This window comes from Campylobacter sp. RM19072 (assembly GCF_024723485.1).
GTDB lineage: Bacteria > Campylobacterota > Campylobacteria > Campylobacterales > Campylobacteraceae > Campylobacter > Campylobacter porcelli.
The window spans coordinates 1-23,670 of the sequence record NZ_JANQCU010000009.1; the positions used below are offsets into that span (position 1 = coordinate 1).

Consider the following 23,670-nt stretch of genomic DNA (forward strand, 5'->3'; position numbering starts at 1 on the left):
AGTTTCCCCTATTCCTTAAAAATCAGGGTCCCTTCCCAGTTTGGCATTTTTATTTTATAAAAAGCTATATTAAAATCCGTGGCGTAAGCCACTCCTTGAAAGGCTTTTACAAAATTTTCGCAACAAAAAACTCGAAGGAGTTCTTGGCGAAAATTTGGAGTAAAAATCAAATTTAAAGCAACAAAAAGCACCAAATAATCCTTATTATCTTTAATAAAATCATATTTAAGCAAAAAATAAGGGGGGGGGGATAGAATAAGTGTTTTATTTAATTTTTAAGGAGTAAGAATGAAATTATCTCTTATTGCATCAAGAGCAATATTAGGTTTAGGAGTGTTGGGGAGTGTGAGTATTTGCGCACAAGAGCTAACAACACAAACACAAGAAATTAATGCGAGACAAGTATTACAAAATAACAACCCAATCGCAATTTCTTATGAAAGCCAATTGAAAGACTACTTTGATATAGAAATAGATTCAAGCCGCGATGCTGCAAATCTCGTTTTTAAAGAGGGATACAAAGATACAAATTTAAAAATTAATAGTGCTTTAGAAGATTTTGTTCCAAATAGCGTAAATAGAGAAAATACATTTGTAACTATTGATTTAGGTAATGGAGTGCTTGATTTAATAAATGTTCAAAATGGCAATGGAATTGAGAAAAATTCCCATTTAATCAATGCAGATATTACTGCCTCACAAATCAATGTGACTGATATGAATTTAGACTATTTTAGGCAAGAAAGCACATTAAGCGGAAATGTAAAACTAACAGGAACACGATTACCAGCTGATTCTGATGATTTTGGCTCTACTGTACGGATTGTTAGCGGTGGGCTTGACAAAGTTGATTATAATGGTGGCTTAACAATTTGGGGGAATTTGGAGGCAACTAAAACTAGATTTGAAGGTGTTGGCAATGGTTCCCTAAACTTTGATATTAAAGGCAATGCAAATATTAAAGAATCGAATTTTTCTGTGATTTCTACAAGCTTTAATAATCTCATTTTAGATAGATTTGTTTTTGCAAGTGCAAATAGCTTTAATAGCGATGTAACCACTAGCAATACCGCAGGTGCAAGCATTCTTAACAGCATTTACGATATCGTGAGTGATGAGAATCTTGCAAACCAATTCATAGAAATAGAGGGAAATGCTTACCTTACCCCTATGGATGCGGGAGATTTTGTAAATTACAAATTAAGCGTGGAAAAAGGTAGCGACAAAGAATACTTAATTGTAAATGGTGGAGTAAATTCTACAAAAATCAACAGCACAAAAGAAATTTTAACATTTGAAAAAGAACATTTAGAGAAAATCATACGAGTAGAAGATTTAGCAAACTCACAAAATCCGGTTAAACAAGCTATCTTAAAAGATTTACAAGCACAAATTGCAAAAAGAGAGGAAATTCTTAATAAGATTAATTCTAGTGACGAAGAATCGCTAAGCACTGAAGATAAAATGGGTGCAATGGGTATTGAAATTACAAATACTACCAAACACATTTTTGAAAAAGTATCCAACCTTAACGGCGCACAAGCAGATAACTATAAATTTCTTCTCACAACAGGCATTATGGGTGGTGCTACAAACACTGCTAAAACAGCAGATTCTATGCAAACTTCTGGCAACCTAAACGAAGCACAAGGTATCTTTGATAGTTTGATTAACTCTAATATTAATGCTAAAGTGGGTATAGATGCAATCACAAATAAAGACTTCTTTAAAGATGTAAGAGAAAGTGCAAAAAATAGCACAGATATTCTAAATAACACTAGTTCTGCAAATGGTGCTATGAATATCTCTAATGATATGGCTCTAGGTGACAGAATAGCTAGAATTAATAATCCATATAGTGAAGTAAGATTTGCTAATGTGCTTAAATCTAGCCTTTTGGCAAATAGCACAAATATAGCAAGTGACGCTATCTATGACTATTATGGCACAAAAACTTATAAAGATAGTGTATGGGGAAATACCTTTGGTGGAGCAAATATAATCGATGGAGAAAGTGGAGGATTGTATGGAATAAGCATAGGTGCAGATAAAGAATTTAATGAAAATTTACTTTTAGGAATCTATGCCACTTATGCAAATTCTAAAATCAAAGATAAGCTAAGCGTTCAAGAATCAGATAATTATCAAATAGGTATTTATAGCTCTTATAGATTTAATTATTCTTGGGAATTAAATTCTAAACTCTATGGACAAATAGGAGATACAAAGCAAGATATTAATTTAGCAGGAAGTTTAAATAATGCTGATTTTAATAGGAAATTTGTAGGATTAAATACAAGTATAGGTAAAGTATTTAATTTAGAAAGTGATCTATTTTTAAAGCCATTTGTAGGAGTGAATTATTATTATAGCCATACACCAAGCTATGATGAAAAAGGTATCTTAGCAAGAAAGGTAGAATCTAATACTAATAACTCTTTGAGTTTAGAATTAGGATTAGAATCTAGAAAATATTTTAATGAAAGCTCTTATTTATTTATAACTCCAAAGATTGAACAATATGTAGTTAATAATGGAGAGGATTATGTAGCTAGCTTTGTAGGTTCTAATACTTCTTTTTCTATTAAAGGAGAAGAGAAGAAAAAGACTTATGGACAATTAATTATAGGAGGAAATATCTCTTTAAATGATAGCCTAAGTTTAGATGTAGGGATTGGAGCTAAACAGATCTTAGCAGGAAAAGTAGATTCTAAAAATGAAACTTACTTAAGTGGAAATGTGGGAATCAAGTATAGATTCTAAAAATTACTAGAAAGAAATTAAAGATAATTTCTTTCTATCTAGTTTGAAGGTTTAAAAAACAAGAGAAAACCAAAATAGTTTTCTCCTGTCCGTTTTTAACTTTGCAGGTCAGCAAAACCAGCGAATGCGACCCCGAAGGGGAGGTTTGTGTAAAACCAGCGAATGCGACCCCGAAGGGGAGGTTTCTGTAAAGCCGACCTTTGCGACCAAAGTTTAGCACTTTGGAAACGCACTAAAGTCCCTACTTTGTAGGGTTACCCTTATTTGCTTCAAATTTGTTTTATTAAATCTGAGCGAAAGCTCAGCAACATTGAAAGGCTTTTTCAAAATTTTTGCAACAAAAAACTCGAAGGAGTTTTTGGCGAAAATTTAGAGTAAAAATAAAAAAGCCAAACTGGGAAGGGGTTGGGATTTTTAAGGGATAGGGGAAACTGTTTTGGCTTTCAAATTATAGTTTCCCCTGTCCCTTAAAGAAAAGAATTTAAAAAAGTTTGCACTACTCATCTGCCAAAAAGCATCCCCCTTCCCGCTTAAAAAGAAAAAATTCTTTGCTATTAAAATTAAAATTTTATAAAAACATAAAAAAATTAGTATTATAAATTTAGAATATAAAAAAGTAAAGAAGGGTAAGGTAGGTGTGTTTTTCTCATCAGCTTGATTAATTATACTATACTCATTTCCTATGAAATTTACTACACTACAAGTTATCAAGGGCTCGCCAAGGGTATTAATCTTTTCAAGCAAAGCATTAAATAGCCTTGCTTAAAAAGCTCTACCGGTAAAATCATTAATCAAATAAATCGCTTAAATTCACTTTTTGCCATTTTGTGCTCTTAGGTTTTTGGCTAAATCACAAGAGTTATTATCTCCATTATTACAAGCGATTTGATAGATTGTAATAGCCGTATCTATATCTTTTGTAACTCCATCACCATATACGAACATATCCGCAAGCTGCTTACACGCAGGGATATACTGAAATCCATAGCATATCATATCATAAGCTATAGCCGCACTCTTAAAATCCCCACTTTTATAAATTCCATCAGCGAGTCTTTTACATTTTGATGGCTCTTTTGAGTTGGTGCAATCATTATAAAAAATATTAATTTTAGCCTCTATCTCATCTTGAGTTACCTCTATTTGATCTGGCTTTGCGGTGATTGGAGCTGGGAATTTTTGCAAACAACCAGCTAGGATAAACCCAGCCAAAATGGCTACAACTACTGATCTCAACTCTCTCTCCTTACTATATAATAGGTTTGTTTATTTGGTAATTTTTCTATTATAATTTTATATTTACTAGCCCATAATGGCACAATTTCATTAAATTCATCTATTATTTGCGGTATTTGGCTTTCGCATTTGATTTTAAATTTATCTTCGCTATTTGATAAAGCCACAAATCCATCAAGATGCTTGATCTTTTCATGTAAATTTATGATATGCTCTATCTCTTTCTCATCAAAATCGCAGGCCGATAAGACCCTTTTAACCTGCTCTAAAAGCGAATTATTCACATTGTATCCAAGCCCTGTTAATACTAATTCTAAGCTCATTATCACTCCTGATTATTTGATTTTTGACTGATTAAAACCGCTTCTATAATCTTTTTAATATCCCCATCTAGCACGGCATCAGCTTGTGAGTATGCGATATTGCTCCTATTGTCCTTTACTTGTTTATATGGGAATAAGACATATGAGCGAATTTGATGCCCCCAGCCCATTTGGCTCTTTTCTACTGAGTCGCTAGCGGCTCTTTGTTTCTCCAGTTCTAGCTCGTATAATCTTGATTTTAGCATTTTCATCGCTGTGGCTTTGTTTTTATGCTGACTTCTGTCATTTTGACACTGCACTACAATGCCTGTTGGTATGTGAGTTATCCTTACTGCACTCTCAGTTTTATTTACATGTTGTCCGCCTGCCCCACTAGCTCTGTAATAATCTAACCTTAAATCCTTATCTTCTATCTCTATCTCAATATCATCATCAACTTCAGGGCTTACCATCACGCTTGAAAAGCTCGTATGACGCCTACCAGCACTATCAAATGGACTAGTTCTAACAAGGCGATGAATGCCATTTTCAGCCTTTAAGTATCCATAAGCATTCTCACCTTTTACAATAAAGCTTACATCTTTTAATCCAGCTTCATCGCCCTCTTGGAAGTCTAAAGTCTCAACTTTAAACCCCTCCCTTTCGCAAAATCTTAGATACATTCTATAAAGCATACTCGCCCAGTCATTACTCTCAGTCCCACCAGCTCCTGGGTGAATGCTAATAATGGCGTTTTTGCTATCATCTTCACCGCTAAGCATCATAGAGACCTCTAAATTTGTAATGACCTCTTCTAAATTCTCTGAATCCTCAAATAGCGAATTTATAGTATCAATATCATTTTCTAAATTTGCTAAATCAAATAGCTCCACAGCGTCATTTAGGGCATTTTGAGCGTTTTTAAATTTGCTTAGCATAGAGTTTAGCTTGGTTTTTTCTTTTCCTATTTGGCTACTCATTTGCACATTAGACCAAAAGCTAGGGTCTTGCTCTAGATCTTCAATCTCTTTAAGCCTAGTTTGTATAAATTCTGGATTTATAACCTTAGCAATATTGTCAATTTTGATTTTTAAACCCTTTAAAAGTTCGCTATATTCATAATTATCCAAAGTTCTACCTCGTAAATTTTTAGCAAAATATTATCTAAAATATGGTTAAAATTTAATTATTTAAAGTAAATATTTTTAGAAATTTATGCTAAAATTACAGATTAAAAATTCCAAAAAGAGAGTATAATGCAGATATTAAAAACCATACAAGAGCTACGAGATTTTCGTGCTAAATGCAGTGGCGATGTAGGCTTTGTAGCGACGATGGGGGCTTTACACGCAGGTCATGCCCAACTAATCAAAACCTCTGTATCACAAAATAATCATACAATAGTAAGCATTTTTGTCAATCCAACGCAATTTTTACCAGGAGAAGACCTAAGCCGATACCCAAGAACGCCTGAGGCTGATATTAAAATTTGCCAGTTGTGTCAAGCTGATGCGGTATTTATGCCTGAAGTTGATGAAATTTATAATCAAAATGAGATTAAAATTCTAGCACCTAAGGAGCTATCTAGCACTCTAGAAGGTGTTACTAGACCGGGGCATTTTGATGGGGTTTGTACTATTTTAACTAAATTTTTTAACATTATAAATCCTACAAATGCCTATTTTGGTAAAAAGGACGCTCAGCAGCTTATAATCATTGAAAATATGGTAAAATCGCTATTTATGAATGTCAATATAGTGCCAATTGATATAGTAAGATCTAGCGATGGACTAGCTCTATCAAGCCGAAATTCATATCTAAATGATGATGAGCTAGCTCAAGCTCTTAAAATTTCAAGGTCGCTAATGAAAGCTAGTAATCTTATAAAAGCTGGCGAGCTAAGCTCAATAGAGATCAAAAAAGCGATGAGTAGTATCTTAGAGCCTTTAAGGGTTGATTATATAGCCATTGTAGATAAGAATTTAAATCCGGTTGATAAAATCGAGCTTGGCAATAGCATTATTTTAGTCGCTGTGTATGTCAAAAATACGCGTTTAATTGATAATTTGTGGGTGTAATGTGGCAAATTTATATTTAGTTTCACTTGGATGTAATAAAAATCTAGTCGATAGCGAGATTATGCTTGGTAGGCTTGGTGCGTATGATATAGTAGATGATCCATCAATTGCTGATGTGATGATAGTAAATACCTGTGGATTTATAGAAGATGCAAAGAGCGAGAGCATAAGTGCGATTTTAGAATTAGCTAGTTTTAAAAAGCCAAATTCAGTCCTAGTAGTAACAGGGTGCTTAATGCAAAGATACCGTGATGAGCTTATGCGAGAGCTTCCTGAGGTTGATATATTTACTGGTGTTGGGGATTATGATAAGATCGATGAGATAATCCTTAAAAAGCAAAATTTATTTAGCCCAGATACATATTTACAACCTAAAAATACCAAAAGAGTGATTACTGGCTCAAGCTACCACGCCTATATCAAAATCTCTGAAGGGTGTAATCAAAAATGTAGCTTTTGCGCTATTCCAAGCTTTAAAGGTAAATTAAAAAGCAGAGATATAGATAGCATAGTAGATGAGATTAAAGAGTTAGTAAGCGTAGGCTATAGGGATTTTAGCTTTATCGCTCAAGATAGTAGCTCATTTTTGCGTGATTGTGGCAAGAGCGATGGCTTAATCTCTTTAATTGACGCAGTTGAAAAGATAGATGGCGTAGATGTCGCTAGAATTTTATACCTATATCCTACTAGCACCAATGCAAAACTGATACAAAAAATTATAGATTCAAAGGTATTTGCTAATTACTTTGATATGCCTATTCAGCATATAAATGATGAGATGCTAAAGATAATGCGAAGGGGAGCTAATAAAGATAAGATTATCCAACTTTTAAAGATGATGAGAGATGCGCCAAATAGCTTTTTACGAACGGGGATTATAATAGGTCATCCAGGCGAAAAATATAGCTATTTTGATGAGCTTTGTGAATTTTTGCGTGAGTTTAAATTTGATAGAATTAGTGCTTTTGCATACTCTAAAGAAGAGGATACTATAGCTTACGATATGGAGCAAATAGAGCCAAAAATCATCACTCAAAGACTAAATAAGATTGAAAAAATCATAAAATCTACAATTGATGAGAGCTTTAAAAGCTTAGTTGGAAAGTCTATTAAAGCTCAAATTAATGGCGTTAGTAGCGAAGGGGAGATGTTTTATGGCGCTAAGGCTGTGATTTGGGATAGGGATATTGATGGGGAAATTCTAATAAATGATAGCCAAATCCAAAATCCTAAAGTTGGGCAAATTTATGATTGTCAAATCACCAAATACGCCAAAGATAAATTGATTGGGCAGATTGTTTGCAACTAAAGCTTGACTATCTAAAAAACAAAAAATCCCTACTAGCATTCTCACACGGAGTAGATAGCACGGCACTTTTTTATCTTTTAAATAGTGCTGGGGTGAGCTTTGATTGTGCTATGGTAAATTACCAAACTCGCCCAAGCTCCTTAGCAGAGGAGTTAAGCGCAAGGGAGCTTTGTAAAAAATTTAACAAAAAAATATTTATCCATAAAGCCAATTTAAATCTATCTAACTCAAATTTTGAAAAAATTGCTCGAGATATTAGATATGAGTTTTTTGATAAGATTATGTGTGAGTATGATTATGACGCACTTATTTTAGCTCATCAGCTAAATGACGCACTAGAGTGGCTACTAATGCAACTAAGCAAAGGTAGTGGCGCTGTGGGACTAGCTGGAATGATGCCTAGAAGCAAAAAAAGGATTAAATTTCAAAATATAACTAAAAATATAGAGATATTTCGCCCACTTCTAGGGGTGAGTAAAGATGAAATTTTAAAGTATTTACAAAGTCAAAATATAGAGTATTTCGTTGATTTATCCAATCAAGATATTAAATTTAAACGCAATAGAATTAGGGCGGAATTTAGCGATAAATTTATATCACAATTTGCAAGTGGAGTAAAGAGAAGTTTTGAGCTTTTAAGGGGTGATGCGATCATCTTACTAGGAGAGTTTGAGTATGAAGATGGGGAGCTTTTTATCGTTAAAAAACTGCCAAATTCAATAAATCTAATAGACCAAGCCTGTAAAAAGCTAGGAGTTTTGATGAGCCAAAAAACAAGAGAGCTATGCACTCAAAATGATTGCGTAGTCTCGCATAAAGTTACCATCACATCAAATCAAAGCTACTACTTCATCGCTCCATACATTAAAACCAAAATGGATAAGAATATCAAGGATAAATTTAGAATTCTTAAAATACCAGCCCTACTTCGCCCGTATCTATCGCTAAATTCGCATAAACTCAACGCTCTTGATAAATTTTTATCATAAAGCTAGTCTCTATATAATCATCTTTTGAGCTCATCTCTATAGGAAAATCAATCTTAATAAGATTATCATAATTCTTACTATCCATTATAAAATCATATAGATTTTGTGGGCTTTTCATTGTAGCAGTAAGGTTTATTTGGCTAATGATATATCTAGGATCACTATCAATGATATTAGCCCTTGAGAGATATAAATTGCTAAAATATTTCCCAGCTAAACTGATAAATTTCATCTCATTAAAACTATTTTTTAATGAATCCAAAGCCTTTTTATTTTGTAAATTTAAATTCTCATATGTAGCTAAATTCTCATTATAAATCTGCTCTATCTTGGCTAAATTTACATCTTTTTCGTTATTTATCTCTACAGCTTGCTTGTATCTATCAATGACTGGGAGCGCTACAAAAAACACCATAACAAGCATAAAAAAGACAAAAATCATACTAAAAATTGTTAATTTTGTTAAATCAATACTATCTAAACTTCTATCTGTTCTCATCGCTCAAGCTCTCCATCTGTGCAATATCTATCTTATTAATACTAACAAAATTATACCACCCATTTGGAAGTTGGTAAAATGTAGTGTTAGATATAGCAAATATAGATTTTAGCGGTGCTTCAAAGAGCAATTTAAAGTGATCTTTAGTAGGCGTTATACCCTTGATTTTCAAAGAGCCATCTTCTAAATATATGCTAGTTAAAGTAACACCATCTGGCACAAGATTAAATAAATTCATCAAACTCTGATTTAAAATCAAATTTTTATTATAAATATCTAAAGTCATATCTCTTTTTATCAAAGTGGTTTTAGTTTTATCCTCTATGTTTTTAATAGCTTGAAATGTCTCATTATACTTCTCTTGTAACTCTATAGAGTTAGAGTTTATAAGATAAATTTTCACACTAAGTAGCATAGCCCCAATAATAAATAAAAGCGTAAGAATAAGCATAGCCCAAAGCCAAATTTTGGTAAAAATAGATAGTAACGGCTTGATTTTTGGCTGTATAAAACTATAACTCATCGCAAATCTCTTTTATCATTATATTATTTAATATCTTATCAATATCGTGTTTTACGACCTTACACTCTATCATCAAGTCATTTTCAGCCATCACTAAAAACTCATTATCCAAGCTAAGCCCATCAAATATCACTACCTCTTTGATAAAATCCCCACCATAAATTTCATTATGATAATACTCATTAATTGCAAGTTTGATATTACTAATAAGCGTAATCTCCTCGCCAATATCCCTTACACTATCTTCTAATTTCTTATCAATTCCACCTATATTCTCTTGGCGAATATCCTCAAAATCACTCTTATCTAAATCTCCATCATCAAAAGAATCAAATGAGCCAATATCGCCTAAATTATCAAGTTGGCTTAATCTATCTTCCTCCTCTTCGATTACATTATCTAAATCCGCACTCTCCTCTTTGGTTACAGCTTTATCATAATAGTCAAAAGTATCAATCTCTTTTCTATTATCAAAATAGGCACCAAATTTCATCTTATCCCCATCAAATATCATAATAGTATTGCTATCTTCCATATTTAATAGATATAGAATTTTACCATCACTTGGGGATTCTTTTATCAAAGAGTGTAAAATGGCAAATGGAGAATAAATTAAATCTGGCTTTATAGCTAATGAGTTTTCAAAAAGCTCCAACTCATTATCAGGTACCACGATACTCCAACCATCTAGCCTGACTTTATCAACTAAGTTATATTCTAGATTAAATTTTTCAAATTCACTAGCACTAACTGCTGGTAAAGCCCACTGCTTAGGGCTATTTAGCATAGCGGCTAAATAGATGGTGTGATACTGCCTAGCTCTTTTTTTAAGATAATCTGTAAATTTAGAATCAACCACTCCATTATTTATATCAAATACAGCCTCGCCGCTATTTATAATCTTATCACCTTTAATAGCACGAGAAAAAAGATGGCATTTATTATCTTTTATGATAACACTAATGTATAAAGTAGTTAAAAATCCACGAATCCAAGAGATTAAACCAGACATATCAAACCTTAAATTTTAAAAATTTTAGCCAAATTAGCTTTAAATTTAGATTATACCATCCACCTCATCAAATTTTCTTGCTATCAAAGCTTTAGCCTCTTGCATATCTAATCCTTCAAGGTTAAATTCCCTACTTACATAATAGGTTATTTTGCTAAAAGGCTTTGGCAAAATCATCTTATCCCAGCTATTAAACTGCCAAAATCTAGTAGCTGTATAGCTTAAAATAACTATATTTGCCCCAGTTTTTTGTGATATTGTAACTGAACCATCGCTAATACTATGCCTTGGACCCCTTGGACCATCTGGAGTTATGGCTACATCTACTCCATTATCTATTGATTTTATAGCAGATAAAAATGCCTTTAAAGCACCCTTTGATGAACTTCCTCTAATAGAGCCAATGCCAAAATGAGAGATAATATCAGATATTATTTGACCATCTTTGTGATCTGATATTATCACATTTGCTTTTCTACCTTGCCAACACTTGCTAAATATAAATGGCATAAATGCAAGTTTTTCGTGCCAAAAAAGAATAATAACTGGCTTATTTGACAAGGTATTGTTAATAAATTCTTTCTTGCAAGTTAGATATATAAGCCTCATTAAAAAAACTAATAAATTCTCTATGATTTTAATAATAAATTTAGACTTAAACAATCTGCCCATTTAATACCATTCGTCTTGGCTGAGTGATCTGAACTTTAGCAAATTTGCCTAGTAGCTCCTCGCTACCTTTAATTTGAACTAAAAAGTTATTATCCGTGCGACCCGCTATCATTCCATCAGCTCTAAGCTCTTCAAAATATACCTCATAAATATCGCCCATCTTAGTAGCTACAATCTCATCTAAAATTTCATTATGTCTATTTTGTAATCTAGTAAGCCTAGCACCAGCTATAGCATCATCAATCTGATTTGGCATAGAAGCAGCCGCAGTTAGTGGGCGAGCTGAATATTTAAATGAAAAAACTTGCTCAAATCTCACTTTCTCTAGCACATCCATCGTATCTTCAAAGTCAGCATCACTCTCTCCAGGAAATCCTACTATAATATCAGTAGATATACTAAGATTAGGACATAGGGATCTAAGCTTGTTTGCCCTATCTAAAAACCACTCTTTAGTATATCCACGCTTCATAGCTTTTAAAATCGCACTACTTCCGCTTTGTAAAGGCATATGTATGGATTTACAAATTTTAGAATTTGAGCTAAATTCATTTAAAAATTTATCATCCATATGGAGTGGATGTGGGCTAGTAAAGCGAATTCTCTCCACCCCATCAATCTGGCTTATCATATTTAAAAGATCGCTAAAATCTATCTTTTCGCCATTAGAATTGCTAAATCTTTTGCCATAGTTATTGACATTTTGCCCAAGCAAAAATATCTCTTTAGCTCCATTATTAGCAGCTTTTTTAATCTCATTTAAAATTATATCTTTTGGGATACTAATCTCATCGCCCCTAGTGTGTGGGACAATGCAGTAGGTGCATTTCTTGTCGCACCCTATCATGATATTTACAAAGCTCTTATATGGACTGGTGCGAAACTCGCCAAATGCATACTGGCTCTCATCATGATTTATATCCACACTTACAAATTTAGGCGTTTTAACCGCGGTTTTAATCTTTGATACATTTCTAGCACCAAGGACAAAATCCACATATGGAGCACGCTTAAATACATCTGATCCTAAATGACTAGCCGTACATCCACATACCCCAATTTTAGCCCCTGGCTTTTTGACCTTCTCAAATCCACCAACCTCGCTAAAAAGCTTATGGACTGGCTTTTCACGCACTGAGCAAGTATTTATAAGTATCAAATCCGCTTCATCAATTTTACTAGTAGCCTCATACTCATCACTAAGTTCAGCTATGATATGCTCGCTATCACGGACATTCATAGCGCATCCTAAAGTCTCTATAAAGAGCTTTTTTTTGTTAAATTCAGCACTCAAAGTATATGCACCTCATACATATAATCATTCTCATCTAAGCCATATTTAACGGTGCGATGATATACGCTCAAACCCTTATTTTCGAAATATTCAACTAAAGCAATAAGTTGCTTATGTGAGTTATCACGATCAAAGTAAAATATCTTTCCACCATCTTTTAATGCAGCGCTTTCGATCTTTTCTAAGCTAATTGTTTTTGGTTTTGCGTCCAATTCAGCCCTAGCTAGTTTTAACTCCATAATCTATCCTTTTTGAGTGATTTTAACCGATGAGTATATCAAATTTGCTATAAAATTTCGTTTAAATTACTAAATATAAATAAATTTAAAGATTATAAAAGCTAATATAAGATAAAATACCAACCTTGCAATTCAAATCCTAATATTATTTAATAAATAATCACAAGAAGGCAATTTTATGGAGAAAATATCAGATATAATCGAGTCAATCGCTCACGAGAAAAATTTAAGCATCGAAGATGTGAAAGCTAGAATTTTAAAGGCTTTTGAATCAGCTGCTAAGAAGCTATATGGCACCCAGTGTGAGTATGAAGCAACGATAAATCCAACTACTAAAAATATAGTTTTATACCAAAAAATTTTAGTTGTAGAAGATGATGATAAGCGTTTAGATGATGAGCATTTTATAAGTCTTACTAAGGCTTATGAGCTTGATAAGAGCCTTGAGATAGGAGATAGCTTAAATTATGAGATAAATATTGAGGATTTAGGTCGCAGTGCGGCTGGGGTATTGGGGCGTGAGATAGAGTATCACATTCAACGCCTTATAGAGGAGAAAATTTTTGAAAAATACAATGCCAAGGTCGGCTCACTTGTCTTTGGGTCTGTTACAAGGGTTGATAATGATGAAAATACCTTTATAGAGATTGATGAGATTAGGGCTGTGATGAGTATGAAAAATCGCATTAAAGATGAGAAATTTAAAGTAGGCGATGTGGTAAAATGCGTTATAAAAAGCGTAAAATTGGACAAAAAAGATGGCATTAAAGTCGAGCTATCTCGCACCTCACCTAAATTTCTTGAAGCACTATTAAAAGCTGAAGTCCCTGAGATAAAAGATGGCGGAGTAATCATTCAAAATAGTGCTAGAATTCCAGGCAAAAAAGCTAAAATCGCCCTATACTCAACCACTCCAAATATCGATGCAGTCGGTGCCACAGTAGGGGTAAAGGGCGTAAGGATTAATGCTGTTAGCAATGAGTTAAATGGCGAAAATATCGATGCAATTGAGTATAGCAATGAGCCAGCCATCTTCGTAGCTCGTGCATTAGCTCCAGCCATAGTAAGCTCTGTGAAAATAGATGGAGAAAAGGCCATTGTCTCTTTAGTGCCAGATCAAAAATCAAAAGCAATTGGTGCTAGCGGTATAAATATTAGACTAGCAAGCATGCTAACAAAATATGAGATTGAATTACAAGAGCTAAGTACTACAAGCCAATCAAATCAGATAAATAACGAAGAGGGATTAAAAAATCTAAAAGCCCTATTTGGAGATCTTTGATGAAGTTACAAGCCTTGAAATAAGGCTTGTAAAAATCTTAAAATTTAACTAAATTTCACTCCATACCAAACTCTAAAGCTAGAAATTTTCCTGTATGCGATCTGCTTTTTTTATAGCCTTTAGCTAGTTCTACTGGGCTACCTTTGGCGACTACTTTTCCACCACCTGCTCCACCTTCTGGCCCCATATCTATGATATAATCGCAATTTTTAATCACATCTAAATTATGCTCTATTACCACGACTGAATTTCCTAGCTCCACCAGATGGTGCAATACGCCAGTTAGCCTATCTACATCGCTAAAATGCAATCCAGTTGTAGGCTCATCTAAGATATAAAGCGTAGAGCCCGTATCTGTGCGACTAAGCTCTTTGGCTAGTTTAATGCGTTGAGCTTCTCCACCACTTAGCGTAGTAGCTGGCTGCCCTAGCGTAAGATAGCCAAGACCAACTGAGCAAATAGTTTTAAGCTTAGAGTGAATTTTAGGCACCTTAGCAAAAAATTCCAAAGCATCATCAGCGCTCATCGATAATACTTCAGATATATTCTTGCCTTTATATCTTACCTCTAGAGTTTGAGAATTATAGCGAGTTCCCTTACACGCATCACAAACCACGCTAATATCAGGCAAAAAGTGCATTTCAACCTTTATCTCCCCTTCTCCGCTACACTTTTCGCATCTACCGCCTTTGACATTAAAGCTAAAGCGTCCGATTTTATACCCTCTTATTTGAGCCTCTTTAGTTGCGGCAAATAGAGCTCTTATCTCATCCATTACCCCTGTATAAGTAGCTGGATTTGAGCGTGGGGTTCTACCTATTGGGCTTTGATCTAGGTATATAACCTTATCTAACTGCTCTAATCCTTCTATCTTTGCCCCTTTTAGGGTTTGGAATTTTCTAGCTCTATTTAGCTCTATTTCAGCTGCTGGAAGTAGCGCTTTAAGCACTAATGAGCTTTTACCACTTCCACTTACACCAGTAACGCCTACAAGATTGCTAAGTGGGAATTTAACGCTTAAATTTGAGATATTATTTATTGTTATACCGCTTAAATTTAGCCATTTTTTTTGCTTTCTGCCTTGATAGTAGTTAATCTCTTTTTTACCATTTAGATATTGAGCTGTTTGGGTTTTGGAATTTAATAGCTCCTTATATGTGCCTTTAAATACCACTTCACCGCCATAAACCCCAGCCCCAGGACCAATATCTACTATATAATCAGCTGCTTCAATGGTCTTTTTATCATGCTCTACGACAATTACGGTATTGCCCTTTTCTTGTAAATTTCTTAAAGTTTTAATAAGCTTTAGAGTATCTCTTTCATGTAATCCAATGCTTGGCTCATCTAGCACATACATTACCCCGCTTAATCCGCTCCCTATCTGACTAGCAATCCTTATGCGTTGAGCTTCCCCGCCGCTAATAGTCCTAGCGTCCCTACCAAGGCTAATATATCCAAGCCCTACATCATATAAGAAAAATAATCTCTCATTAATCTCTTTTAAAATCGGCGTTGCGATTAAGGTTTGTTGGCTATTTAAATATGCAAATTTATCTTTATCGCTAAAGAATTTAGTAGCATCTTCTATACTCATATTAATAATATCACCAATTGATTTAGAGGCTACTCTAACTGCTAAGCTATCACTACACAATCTATCGCCCCCGCAACTCTCACAAACCTTCTCAATCATATACTCGCCAAAATCTTTATCATCTTTTAAAATTTCATATGCGACTTTTAAAACCCCTTCAAAATGCTTATTAATCCTATGTCGCTTCCATAAAAACTCAATCCCCTTAGCATTGCCATATAGTATAAGCCTTTTAGAATCATCATCAAGCTGTGAGTATGGAGTTTTGATATTAATACCATTTTGTTCGCAAAATGCGATTAAAAATTTATAATAATAACTCTTATTAAAGCCATACATAACCTTTATAGCTCCATCTTCAATGCTTAAGCTATCATCAATTATCTTATTTAAATCCAAGCTAAAGCGAATTCCAAGTCCATCGCAGCTAGGACAAGCACCCTTAGGGGAGTTAAAACTAAAGCTAAGTGGTTCAAGAGCATTAAAGCTAATTTTACAATTAAAACAAGCATTATGTTCGCTAAAGTGTATATGTGAATTATCTAAGCCTAGCTCATCAGCGTTAGATATCTCAATTTCAAGTTCGCCAAAACTCTCATAAAGTCCCTTTTGGACATCATCTGCGATTCTAGAAGTATTATCACTATTTACTATAACTCTATCGATTACGGCTTTTATAGTGTGTTTTTTGGTTTTTGATAGCTCTATTTCTTCATCTAAACGCACCATCACGCCATCTATCATCGCTCTTATAAAGCCCTTATTTGCTAGGCTCTCTAATGTATCAGCAAAGCTACCTTTTTTCTCTCTTACAATTGGGGATAAAATCGTGATTTTAGCACCTTGTGGGAGTTTTAAAATTTGCTCTATTATATCATTTGCACTCATTTTAGATACCACTTGATTACATTTTGGGCAATGCTGGATACCAATCCTAGCATATAATAGTCGCAAATAATCATAAATTTCAGTTATTGTCCCAACTGTAGAGCGTGGATTTTTGCTAGTGCTTTTTTGGTCAATTGCGATAGCTGGAGTAAGCCCATCGATATGATCTACATCAGGCTTTGCAACTCTATCAAGAAATTGCCTAGCATAGCTTGAGAGTGATTCTATATATCTTCTTTGCCCTTCGGCATATAAAGTATCAAAAGCCAAAGTACTCTTGCCACTACCGCTAAGACCTGTAAATACAACTAATTTATTTTTTGGAATATCTAAATTAATATTTTTTAGATTATGCTCTTTAGCACCTCGAATTTTAATAATCTCACTCATATCTAATCCATACTTTTAATAAAATCTTGGATTATATCTAAAATTTAATAATGATACACAAGGTTAATTATAAAATCCAAATTTAACTCTATTTTCAACTCTAAGGCATGATGGCCAAAGAGTATAAAATCTAACCCCCTTATACTCCAATTCAATCTTATAAAATAACCCCATAAAGCTCTTATCGATCACATCTGCTTCAAACTCTCCACCCATATAAATTTCAGAATAGGCAAATATATTATTGCGAGATTTAATCCAATCAAAGAATTTATCCCCACTTGGTAAATTTGAATTAATATGATTTAGATTGCCTAGCATTTGAATGCTTTTTGGATTTTTTACGCTATAAAATAGCTCCTTAGGAGCCCCAATATCTAATATCTCGCCCCCATCAAACAGAGCAATTTTATCACTTAAATAATAGGCATCATCAATATCATGAGTTACCAAAATAGCTGATAAACCCTCCTTTAAAATCATATCTTTTAACTCCGCTCTTAAGCTTTCTTTTAATCCTTGATCTAAATTTGAAAATGGCTCATCTAAAAGCAAGAGTTTCGCACCAGCTGCAATAGCCCTAGCAAAAGCCACCCTTTGAGCCTGTCCGCCTGAGATTTGATCTGGCTTTTTATCCTTTAGCTCCTCTATGCCAAATTTAACCAAAAGCTCTTTTATCCTTAAATTCATCTCATTTTTATTTAATTTATTTAGAGCAAAAGCTATATTATCATATACACTAAGATGAGGAAAAAGAGCATAATTTTGAAACATAAATCCAATATTTAAATCGCAACTAAGCTCATCATATTGACTACTTTCTAAACCAGCGATACAACGCAAAAGTGTGCTTTTACCACTACCACTACTACCTAAAATAGATAGAATTTCATTATCTTTAAGCGTTAAATCAATCCCTTTTAAAATCTCATTTTGACCAAATTTTTTACGCAAATTTTTAATCTTTAGCATTTTTTGCCTTTATAAATATATGGGTAAAAATCAATACAAATAGCGATAATATCACAATCATCAAAGATGGCAACGCACTATCATAAATTCTCTCATCAGTAGCATACCAAAACGCCTTTACGCTTAAGGTCTCAAAGCTAAATGGCGATAGCATTCTAGTAAGCGGCAACTCCTTTATAGTATCTATAAAAACTACTAAAAATGAAAGCAAGAAAAACTGCTTTAAAAGTGGCATATATAGCTTAATCATCAATATAAAATAGCTTGGTCTTAGCATATATCCAACCTCATCAATTGATGAGTGAATTTTAGCAAATCCCCCATCAATTGAGTATATAGCAGTAGCTAAAAATCTAACTACATAAGCAAATATCAATACGCTAAATGATACCCCCAAAATAGCCACACCAAATATATTACCGATAAACGCCGCTGCTATCATCAAGCTCACCCCAATAGCAGCCCCAGGAATAGCATATCCAATAGAGCTAGCCTTAAGTATCCAAAAGCTAAATTTACTATCCTTACTAACCCTAGCTACAAAGCATAAAACAAATGCCAAAATAGTTGTGATAACCCCAGTAACCCCAGCTAAAATAAGCGAATTTAAACTAAGCATATAAAACTCAATCTCAAAAAGCTTATAATCCCTTAAGCCCCAATATCCAAGCCATAAAAGTGGCAATATAAAGCCAACAAATAAGATTATAAGGCAATAAAGCGTAGCCATTGTAGATTTAAATTTACTCAAATCCCTTTTTTTGATAAAATCGCTAATATCTTGATTGAAGCTAAATTTACTCTTTTGACGCTCCCTATACTCTACATACATAAGTCCAAAAACACAAAACATCAAAATCGCAGATAACGCACTTGATGAGTATGGATCTCCAAGGTCATACCAAGTCTTAAAAATTCCAGCACTAAAAGTATCAACACCAAGATACGCACTAGCTCCATAGTCGCTTAAAACCTCCATTAAAACTAGCATAAGCCCAGCAATAATACTTGGCATAGCTATCTTAATGCTAACTTTAAAAAATATACTAAATTCGCTATAGCCGTGAATTTTACCAACCTCATAAATCGCCATAGATTCGCTCTTAAAGGCTGATTTGGCTAATAAATATACATATGGGTATAAAGATATGCTAAGCACAAAAATAACGCCATAAATATTAAAAATATCAATCCTAAAGCCAAAAATGCTTTGAAATTCCCCGTCATAATCCATAATTCCTACATAAACAAAAGCTAAAATATAAGCTGGAATAGCAAGTGGCAATATAAGTAAATTTTCTAAAATTTTAGATAGATAAAAGTTATAATTACTAACCAAATAAGCCGTAGAAACACCCAAAATATAGCAAATCACAAGCACAAAAAATGCTACTATAAATGTATCTTTGACAAATCTTAAAAATAGAAAATCAAAAAAGTGATTTAAATTTTTAGAGACCTCTTCAAGCCTTGCTAGATCACTACCAGCAAAGGCTTGATATAGATATGTGCCAAATTCAATAAAAATACTAATAACAGGGATAATCACCAAAAAAGCTAGTAAAATCCCTAGGAATTTTATAGCTTTTGTGCGTTTTCTCATCTAAATCCTACTTCATCATATATAAGCACAGCGTCTTTGACATTATCAGCAATCTTCGATACGGCTATACTATCTTCTTTAAATTTGCCAAAATCCTTTACAATATCCGAAGGCTCTACATCTAGGCGAACTGGAAATTCATAATTGATATTTGTAAGCATTGTTTGCACCTCTTTGCTAAGCATAAACTCCATAAATTTCTTAGCTGCGTCTTGGTTTTTGCTAGATGCAGTCATAGCTATACCGCTTACATTTATATGAGCTCCACGACCATCTTGATTTGGGAATATCACTCCAATTGAGTTGCCTACCTCTACATCTTTTGGATTTTTAGAAGTTCTAAGAAGTCCTATATAATATGTATTCATAACAGCATACGGAGCCACTCCAGCTATCATCTGTCTTGCTTGATCTCTATCGCCACCTTTTGGAGCCATAGCTAGATTATCTAGCACCCCTTTTGCCCATTTTTTAGCCTCATCTTTGCCATCATTTGCAATTATTGAGGCTAGAAGTGTTTTAGAGTATGGTGCAGTCGCACTTCTCATTAATACCTTACCCTTTAGCTCTGGCTTAGCTAAATCTTCATAATTTTTAACTAAATTTAAATCAACATTAGCATTTTTATTATAAGCTATAATCCTAGCCCTTTTAGTAATGGCAAACCACATATCATCTTTATCTCTTAAATTTGCTGGAATTATATCTTTTAAAACCTTAGAATTCACAGGGGCTAATACATTTGCATTTTTAGCTTCAGTTAAATTTGATACATCAGCAGTGATAAATATATCAGCTGGAGAGTTTTTGCCCTCTAGTTGAAGTCTTTTTATAAGCTCTGGAGCTTTTGCTGTTGTGTGGTTTATTTTGATACCAGTTTGAGCTTCGAATTTTTTATATATCTCAAAATCTGCATCATAGTGTCTAGCTGAATATATATTAAGCTCAGCACCTATCAAAGCCGATGCACTAAGCAGTGCAGTGATGATAACCTTTCTCATATTTTCTCCTAAATTTTATAATTTTGATTGCGAAATAATAGCGACATAAAGTAAATGATAAATAAATGATAATGGTTATTAATTTCTATTAATCTACTAAATTTACCATTTTTAAATAGATAAATTTAAATAAATTTAAAAAGAGAATTTTAAATTTAAATTATAATAATATGTTACATATTTACACATATTTACACATATTTATAAAAAATTTTACCAAATTTAAAATAAATTTTGTCAAATTCAAAAAATTACTGATATAATGTAATCTTAAATAATTCTACAATAAAGGTTAATAAATGGCAAATCCAAATATTCCTGTTGATAAACAGACAAATGCTGTTCAAATCATCGGTCTTTTTGGCGGTATTTTGGCAGCTATGCTTGTTTATTACATTATGCCAAGCAATGCTGGTGAGATAGCCACCGCAGCTGCAAATGGTAAAACTCTAAATGTTAATGCTCTTCCCATAGTAGCTGCTGTTGCGGTTCTTATGGGTATATGGTGGATGACTGAAGCAATAGCCCTACCAGCTACGGCTTTACTTCCTATGGTTTTATTCCCTATTCTTGGCGTGGATACATTTAAAAATGCCGCTACTCCATACGCTAGTGATACTATATATCTATTTATGGGTGGCTTCGTTCTAGCCCTTGCTATGCAAAAATGGAATCTCCACACTCGCATAGCCCTTGGGATTGTCCTTCTTGTAGGCACTAGTCCTAGAAGGCTTGTAGCTGGATTTATGATAGCTACTGGCTTTATGTCTATGTGGGTTAGCAATACCGCAACTGCGGTTATGATGCTACCAGTTGGCCTATCTGTGCTTCATCTAGTTAGCAAATTAACTGGCAAAGATAATGAGCTAAAGCAAGTCGATACAAATCATATGGATGAAATCAGCCGTCAAGGCACTCAAGGCGGATTTGCAAGTGCCGTTATCCATAAAGGCAAAGATGTAGTAAGCGAAATCAAAGATAAAACCAAAGCCTACACCTCAAATTTCGGCATCGCTCTAATGCTTGGTATCGCATATGCTGCTTCTGTAGGCTCTCTTGGGACTATCATTGGGACCCCGCCAAATGCACTTTTAGTAGCTCATATGAAAAATGAATTTGGTATTGAGATTGGATTTGGTGAGTGGATGTTAATGGGCGTTCCGCTATCGATTGTTATGCTAATTGCTTGTTGGGCACTTTTAGTTTATGTGCTATTTAAGCCTGAAATTAGTGAAATTCCAGGTGGCAAAGAGGTTATTCATAATGAGTATAAAAAGCTAGGTTCAATGAGTAGAGCTGAGTGGCTAGTGGGTGGCGTGTTTGTTTTAGCGGCACTTTGTTGGATATTCCTTGGATTTATCTTTAAACACTATGGAATCAAGGTCGCTAGCTTAGATTCAGTTATTGCGATGAGCGTTGCTGTGTTGTTATTTATAATTCCAGCAAATTCAAATGGCGAAAGACTAATTGATTGGGATACGGCTAAAAAACTCCCATGGGATATTCTAATCTTATTTGGTGGCGGTCTTGCACTTTCAGCTCAATTTAGCAAAACTGGCTTATCACTATGGATAGGACACCAAGTATCAGCACTTGGATTTATGCCAATTATACTTATTATATTGATTGTAACTGCTCTAGTAATATTCCTAACAGAGATCACATCAAATACAGCTACCGCAGCCGCATTCTTACCAGTTATAGCTGGGGTGGCAATTGGCTTAGGATATGAGGGTCAAAATATAATGATATTTACAATTCCTGTAGCTCTTGCGGCAACTTGTGCGTTTATGCTACCAGTTGCCACTCCGCCAAATGCTATTGCTTATGGCTCTGGATATGTAAAAATCAATAATATGATTAAAGCTGGTTTATGGCTAAATATCATTGGTATATTCTTAATCACGCTAACAGTCATATTCCTTACAACTGCAGTATTTAAAATAAGCTTATAAAACCTTAGCTAGGCAATTTCGCCTAGCTAATCCATTCGCAACTTACTATTTTAAAAATTAATAAATTTAGAAATTTAATAAAATTATTTTAATTTTAATATTAAATAAAAAGATAATATGGTATAATTAAACATTATATAAATAATATCAATTATAAGAAATAATATATAAAGAGATTTAGATATGAAGTTTTTGCTTTGTATTTTTTCATTTGTTTTGATGGTTTTTGCTAAGTGCCAACCAATGCTAAATTCAAATATAAATATAAATATTGCAGATTTTAGCCAAGATAAAATCTCATATAGCGATGGTAAAAACCTATATCTAATGGATAAAAATTATAAAATCACATCCACTATAGAGGCAAAATCAGATAAAATCAATATAATTAAATTTCATAATTCAAATCTCATAGCTGGATTAGATAGCGGATATGCTATACAAATCAACCCAAAAGGCGATAAGCAAATTTTATTAGATCCAGTAAAGACAAAAATCATAGATGGCATAACTTCTATAAATATCATAAAAGATAAGATAATATTTACTCTTAGCACCAAATATATAGTAATATACGATACGATAAATAGCATATATAAAAAATCAAATTTAAATCTAAATTCCAAAATCACAAATACACATATAATCAATAATATACTCTACATAACCACCTTTAATAGAAATCTTTATGAATTAAATCTAGATAACTTTAAATTAAATAAAATTTCACAAATGCCAAATATCCCAACTGCCATTAGCAGCATAGATGATGAGATAATAATTGGATTAATCGATGGCAAAATAATATACAAAAATCAAATTTATCAAATTTCAAACAACCAAATAAGCAAAATAAAAATATACAAAAATACTATTTATATTAGCGATTGGAGTTCAAATCTATATATTTATGATTTAAATCTAAATTTAAAAAATAGCATAAAAGTTGGCAATGATGCAATTTTGGATATGTTTATTGATAAAAATAGCCAAATAATTTTATGGAATTCTGCTATTTTTTCTTGTAATTTTGGTATTGAGTAATTGATACAAATTTTATAAAAGG

The 23,670-nt window shown here is 33.4% G+C and carries 22 protein-coding genes; 7 read left to right on the forward strand and 15 right to left on the reverse strand.

Annotated elements, in window-relative coordinates:
- Positions 1-8: 8 nt before the first annotated feature.
- Positions 9-191: a hypothetical protein gene (locus tag CSUIS19072_RS05450; RefSeq protein WP_086293574.1), complete on the reverse strand. Its 183-nt coding sequence runs from the start codon at positions 189-191 to the stop codon at positions 9-11.
- Positions 192-288: 97 nt separating this feature from the next.
- On the opposite strand from CSUIS19072_RS05450, the gene CSUIS19072_RS05455 reads away from it, so the two are divergent.
- On the forward strand, positions 289-2,763 hold the full coding sequence (locus CSUIS19072_RS05455) for an autotransporter outer membrane beta-barrel domain-containing protein (RefSeq protein WP_236847926.1): 2,475 nt from the start codon (positions 289-291) through the stop codon (positions 2,761-2,763).
- A gap of 414 nt (positions 2,764-3,177) precedes the next feature.
- On the opposite strand, the gene CSUIS19072_RS05460 is transcribed toward CSUIS19072_RS05455, so the two are convergent.
- The 4 genes from CSUIS19072_RS05460 to prfB all read right to left on the reverse strand — a co-directional run bounded on the left by CSUIS19072_RS05460 (position 3,178) and on the right by prfB (position 5,431).
- Positions 3,178-3,507 carry a hypothetical protein gene (locus tag CSUIS19072_RS05460; RefSeq protein ID WP_086293573.1) on the reverse strand — a complete coding sequence of 110 codons (330 nt, stop codon included), beginning with the start codon at positions 3,505-3,507 and terminating at the stop codon, positions 3,178-3,180.
- A gap of 66 nt (positions 3,508-3,573) precedes the next feature.
- Positions 3,574-3,999 carry an SEL1-like repeat protein gene (locus CSUIS19072_RS05465; RefSeq protein WP_086293572.1) on the reverse strand — a complete coding sequence of 142 codons (426 nt, stop codon included), beginning with the start codon at positions 3,997-3,999 and terminating at the stop codon, positions 3,574-3,576.
- Complete coding sequence (locus CSUIS19072_RS05470; RefSeq protein WP_086237935.1) at positions 3,996-4,322, reverse strand: type II secretion system protein; 327 nt, start codon at positions 4,320-4,322, stop codon at positions 3,996-3,998. The genes CSUIS19072_RS05465 and CSUIS19072_RS05470 overlap by 4 nt, the downstream gene beginning before the upstream one ends.
- Before the next feature lie 2 nt (positions 4,323-4,324).
- Positions 4,325-5,431, reverse strand: a complete 1,107-nt coding sequence (gene prfB, locus CSUIS19072_RS05475; RefSeq protein ID WP_086237934.1) for a peptide chain release factor 2 — start codon at positions 5,429-5,431, stop codon at positions 4,325-4,327.
- A 126-nt stretch (positions 5,432-5,557) separates the two neighbouring features.
- Between prfB and panC the strand changes: the two genes are divergently transcribed.
- The 3 genes from panC to tilS are packed head-to-tail and all read left to right on the forward strand — an operon-like array spanning position 5,558 to position 8,677.
- Positions 5,558-6,379: a pantoate--beta-alanine ligase gene (gene panC / locus CSUIS19072_RS05480; protein ID WP_086242562.1), complete on the forward strand. Its 822-nt coding sequence runs from the start codon at positions 5,558-5,560 to the stop codon at positions 6,377-6,379.
- A 1-nt stretch (position 6,380) separates the two neighbouring features.
- Positions 6,381-7,688 carry a 30S ribosomal protein S12 methylthiotransferase RimO gene (rimO, locus tag CSUIS19072_RS05485; RefSeq protein WP_086293570.1) on the forward strand — a complete coding sequence of 436 codons (1,308 nt, stop codon included), beginning with the start codon at positions 6,381-6,383 and terminating at the stop codon, positions 7,686-7,688.
- Positions 7,679-8,677: a tRNA lysidine(34) synthetase TilS gene (gene tilS, locus CSUIS19072_RS05490; protein ID WP_086237931.1), complete on the forward strand. Its 999-nt coding sequence runs from the start codon at positions 7,679-7,681 to the stop codon at positions 8,675-8,677. The genes rimO and tilS overlap by 10 nt, the downstream gene beginning before the upstream one ends.
- Here tilS and CSUIS19072_RS05495 read toward each other — a convergent pair.
- Genes CSUIS19072_RS05495 through CSUIS19072_RS05520 form a run of 6 tightly spaced genes read right to left on the reverse strand, consistent with a single transcriptional unit; the run spans position 8,649 to position 12,916 of the window.
- Positions 8,649-9,176 (reverse strand): hypothetical protein, encoded by a 528-nt coding sequence (locus CSUIS19072_RS05495; RefSeq protein WP_086237930.1) that lies wholly within the window; start codon positions 9,174-9,176, stop codon positions 8,649-8,651. The two genes, tilS and CSUIS19072_RS05495, sit on opposite strands and share 29 nt — an antisense overlap.
- The gene (locus tag CSUIS19072_RS05500; protein WP_086237929.1) at positions 9,163-9,699 is read right to left on the reverse strand and encodes a hypothetical protein; all 537 of its coding nucleotides are present in this window, start codon (positions 9,697-9,699) and stop codon (positions 9,163-9,165) included. The genes CSUIS19072_RS05495 and CSUIS19072_RS05500 overlap by 14 nt, the downstream gene beginning before the upstream one ends.
- Entirely contained in the window at positions 9,689-10,711 is a 1,023-nt protein-coding gene (locus CSUIS19072_RS05505; RefSeq protein WP_086293568.1) for a hypothetical protein, read from the reverse strand. The genes CSUIS19072_RS05500 and CSUIS19072_RS05505 overlap by 11 nt, the downstream gene beginning before the upstream one ends.
- Positions 10,712-10,756: 45 nt before the next feature.
- Complete coding sequence (locus CSUIS19072_RS05510) at positions 10,757-11,383, reverse strand: lysophospholipid acyltransferase family protein (protein WP_086237927.1); 627 nt, start codon at positions 11,381-11,383, stop codon at positions 10,757-10,759.
- Positions 11,367-12,677, reverse strand: a complete 1,311-nt coding sequence (gene miaB / locus CSUIS19072_RS05515) for a tRNA (N6-isopentenyl adenosine(37)-C2)-methylthiotransferase MiaB (protein WP_086293566.1) — start codon at positions 12,675-12,677, stop codon at positions 11,367-11,369. Before miaB ends, CSUIS19072_RS05510 begins: the two co-directional genes overlap by 17 nt.
- On the reverse strand, positions 12,674-12,916 hold the full coding sequence (locus CSUIS19072_RS05520) for an HP0268 family nuclease (protein ID WP_086237925.1): 243 nt from the start codon (positions 12,914-12,916) through the stop codon (positions 12,674-12,676). Before CSUIS19072_RS05520 ends, miaB begins: the two co-directional genes overlap by 4 nt.
- A 178-nt stretch (positions 12,917-13,094) precedes the next feature.
- Between CSUIS19072_RS05520 and nusA the strand changes: the two genes are divergently transcribed.
- Positions 13,095-14,198, forward strand: a complete 1,104-nt coding sequence (gene nusA, locus CSUIS19072_RS05525) for a transcription termination factor NusA (protein ID WP_086237924.1) — start codon at positions 13,095-13,097, stop codon at positions 14,196-14,198.
- A gap of 55 nt (positions 14,199-14,253) precedes the next feature.
- On the opposite strand, the gene uvrA is transcribed toward nusA, so the two are convergent.
- From uvrA to CSUIS19072_RS05545, 4 genes are all read right to left on the reverse strand, one after another.
- Positions 14,254-17,073: an excinuclease ABC subunit UvrA gene (uvrA, locus tag CSUIS19072_RS05530; RefSeq protein ID WP_086293564.1), complete on the reverse strand. Its 2,820-nt coding sequence runs from the start codon at positions 17,071-17,073 to the stop codon at positions 14,254-14,256.
- A gap of 63 nt (positions 17,074-17,136) precedes the next feature.
- Positions 17,137-18,045 carry an ABC transporter ATP-binding protein gene (locus CSUIS19072_RS05535; RefSeq protein WP_086237922.1) on the reverse strand — a complete coding sequence of 303 codons (909 nt, stop codon included), beginning with the start codon at positions 18,043-18,045 and terminating at the stop codon, positions 17,137-17,139.
- Complete coding sequence (locus CSUIS19072_RS05540) at positions 18,032-19,648, reverse strand: ABC transporter permease (protein WP_086293562.1); 1,617 nt, start codon at positions 19,646-19,648, stop codon at positions 18,032-18,034. The genes CSUIS19072_RS05535 and CSUIS19072_RS05540 overlap by 14 nt, the downstream gene beginning before the upstream one ends.
- A complete protein-coding gene (locus tag CSUIS19072_RS05545; protein WP_086237920.1) occupies positions 19,645-20,649 on the reverse strand; it encodes a Fe(3+) ABC transporter substrate-binding protein in 1,005 nt (334 codons plus the stop codon). The genes CSUIS19072_RS05540 and CSUIS19072_RS05545 overlap by 4 nt, the downstream gene beginning before the upstream one ends.
- 299 nt (positions 20,650-20,948) lie before the next feature.
- Here CSUIS19072_RS05545 and CSUIS19072_RS05550 point away from each other — a divergent pair, with 299 nt between their 5' ends.
- Positions 20,949-22,604: an SLC13 family permease gene (locus tag CSUIS19072_RS05550; protein WP_086237919.1), complete on the forward strand. Its 1,656-nt coding sequence runs from the start codon at positions 20,949-20,951 to the stop codon at positions 22,602-22,604.
- 183 nt (positions 22,605-22,787) lie between these two features.
- On the forward strand, positions 22,788-23,648 hold the full coding sequence (locus tag CSUIS19072_RS05555; RefSeq protein WP_086237918.1) for a hypothetical protein: 861 nt from the start codon (positions 22,788-22,790) through the stop codon (positions 23,646-23,648).
- Positions 23,649-23,670 lie beyond the last annotated feature (22 nt).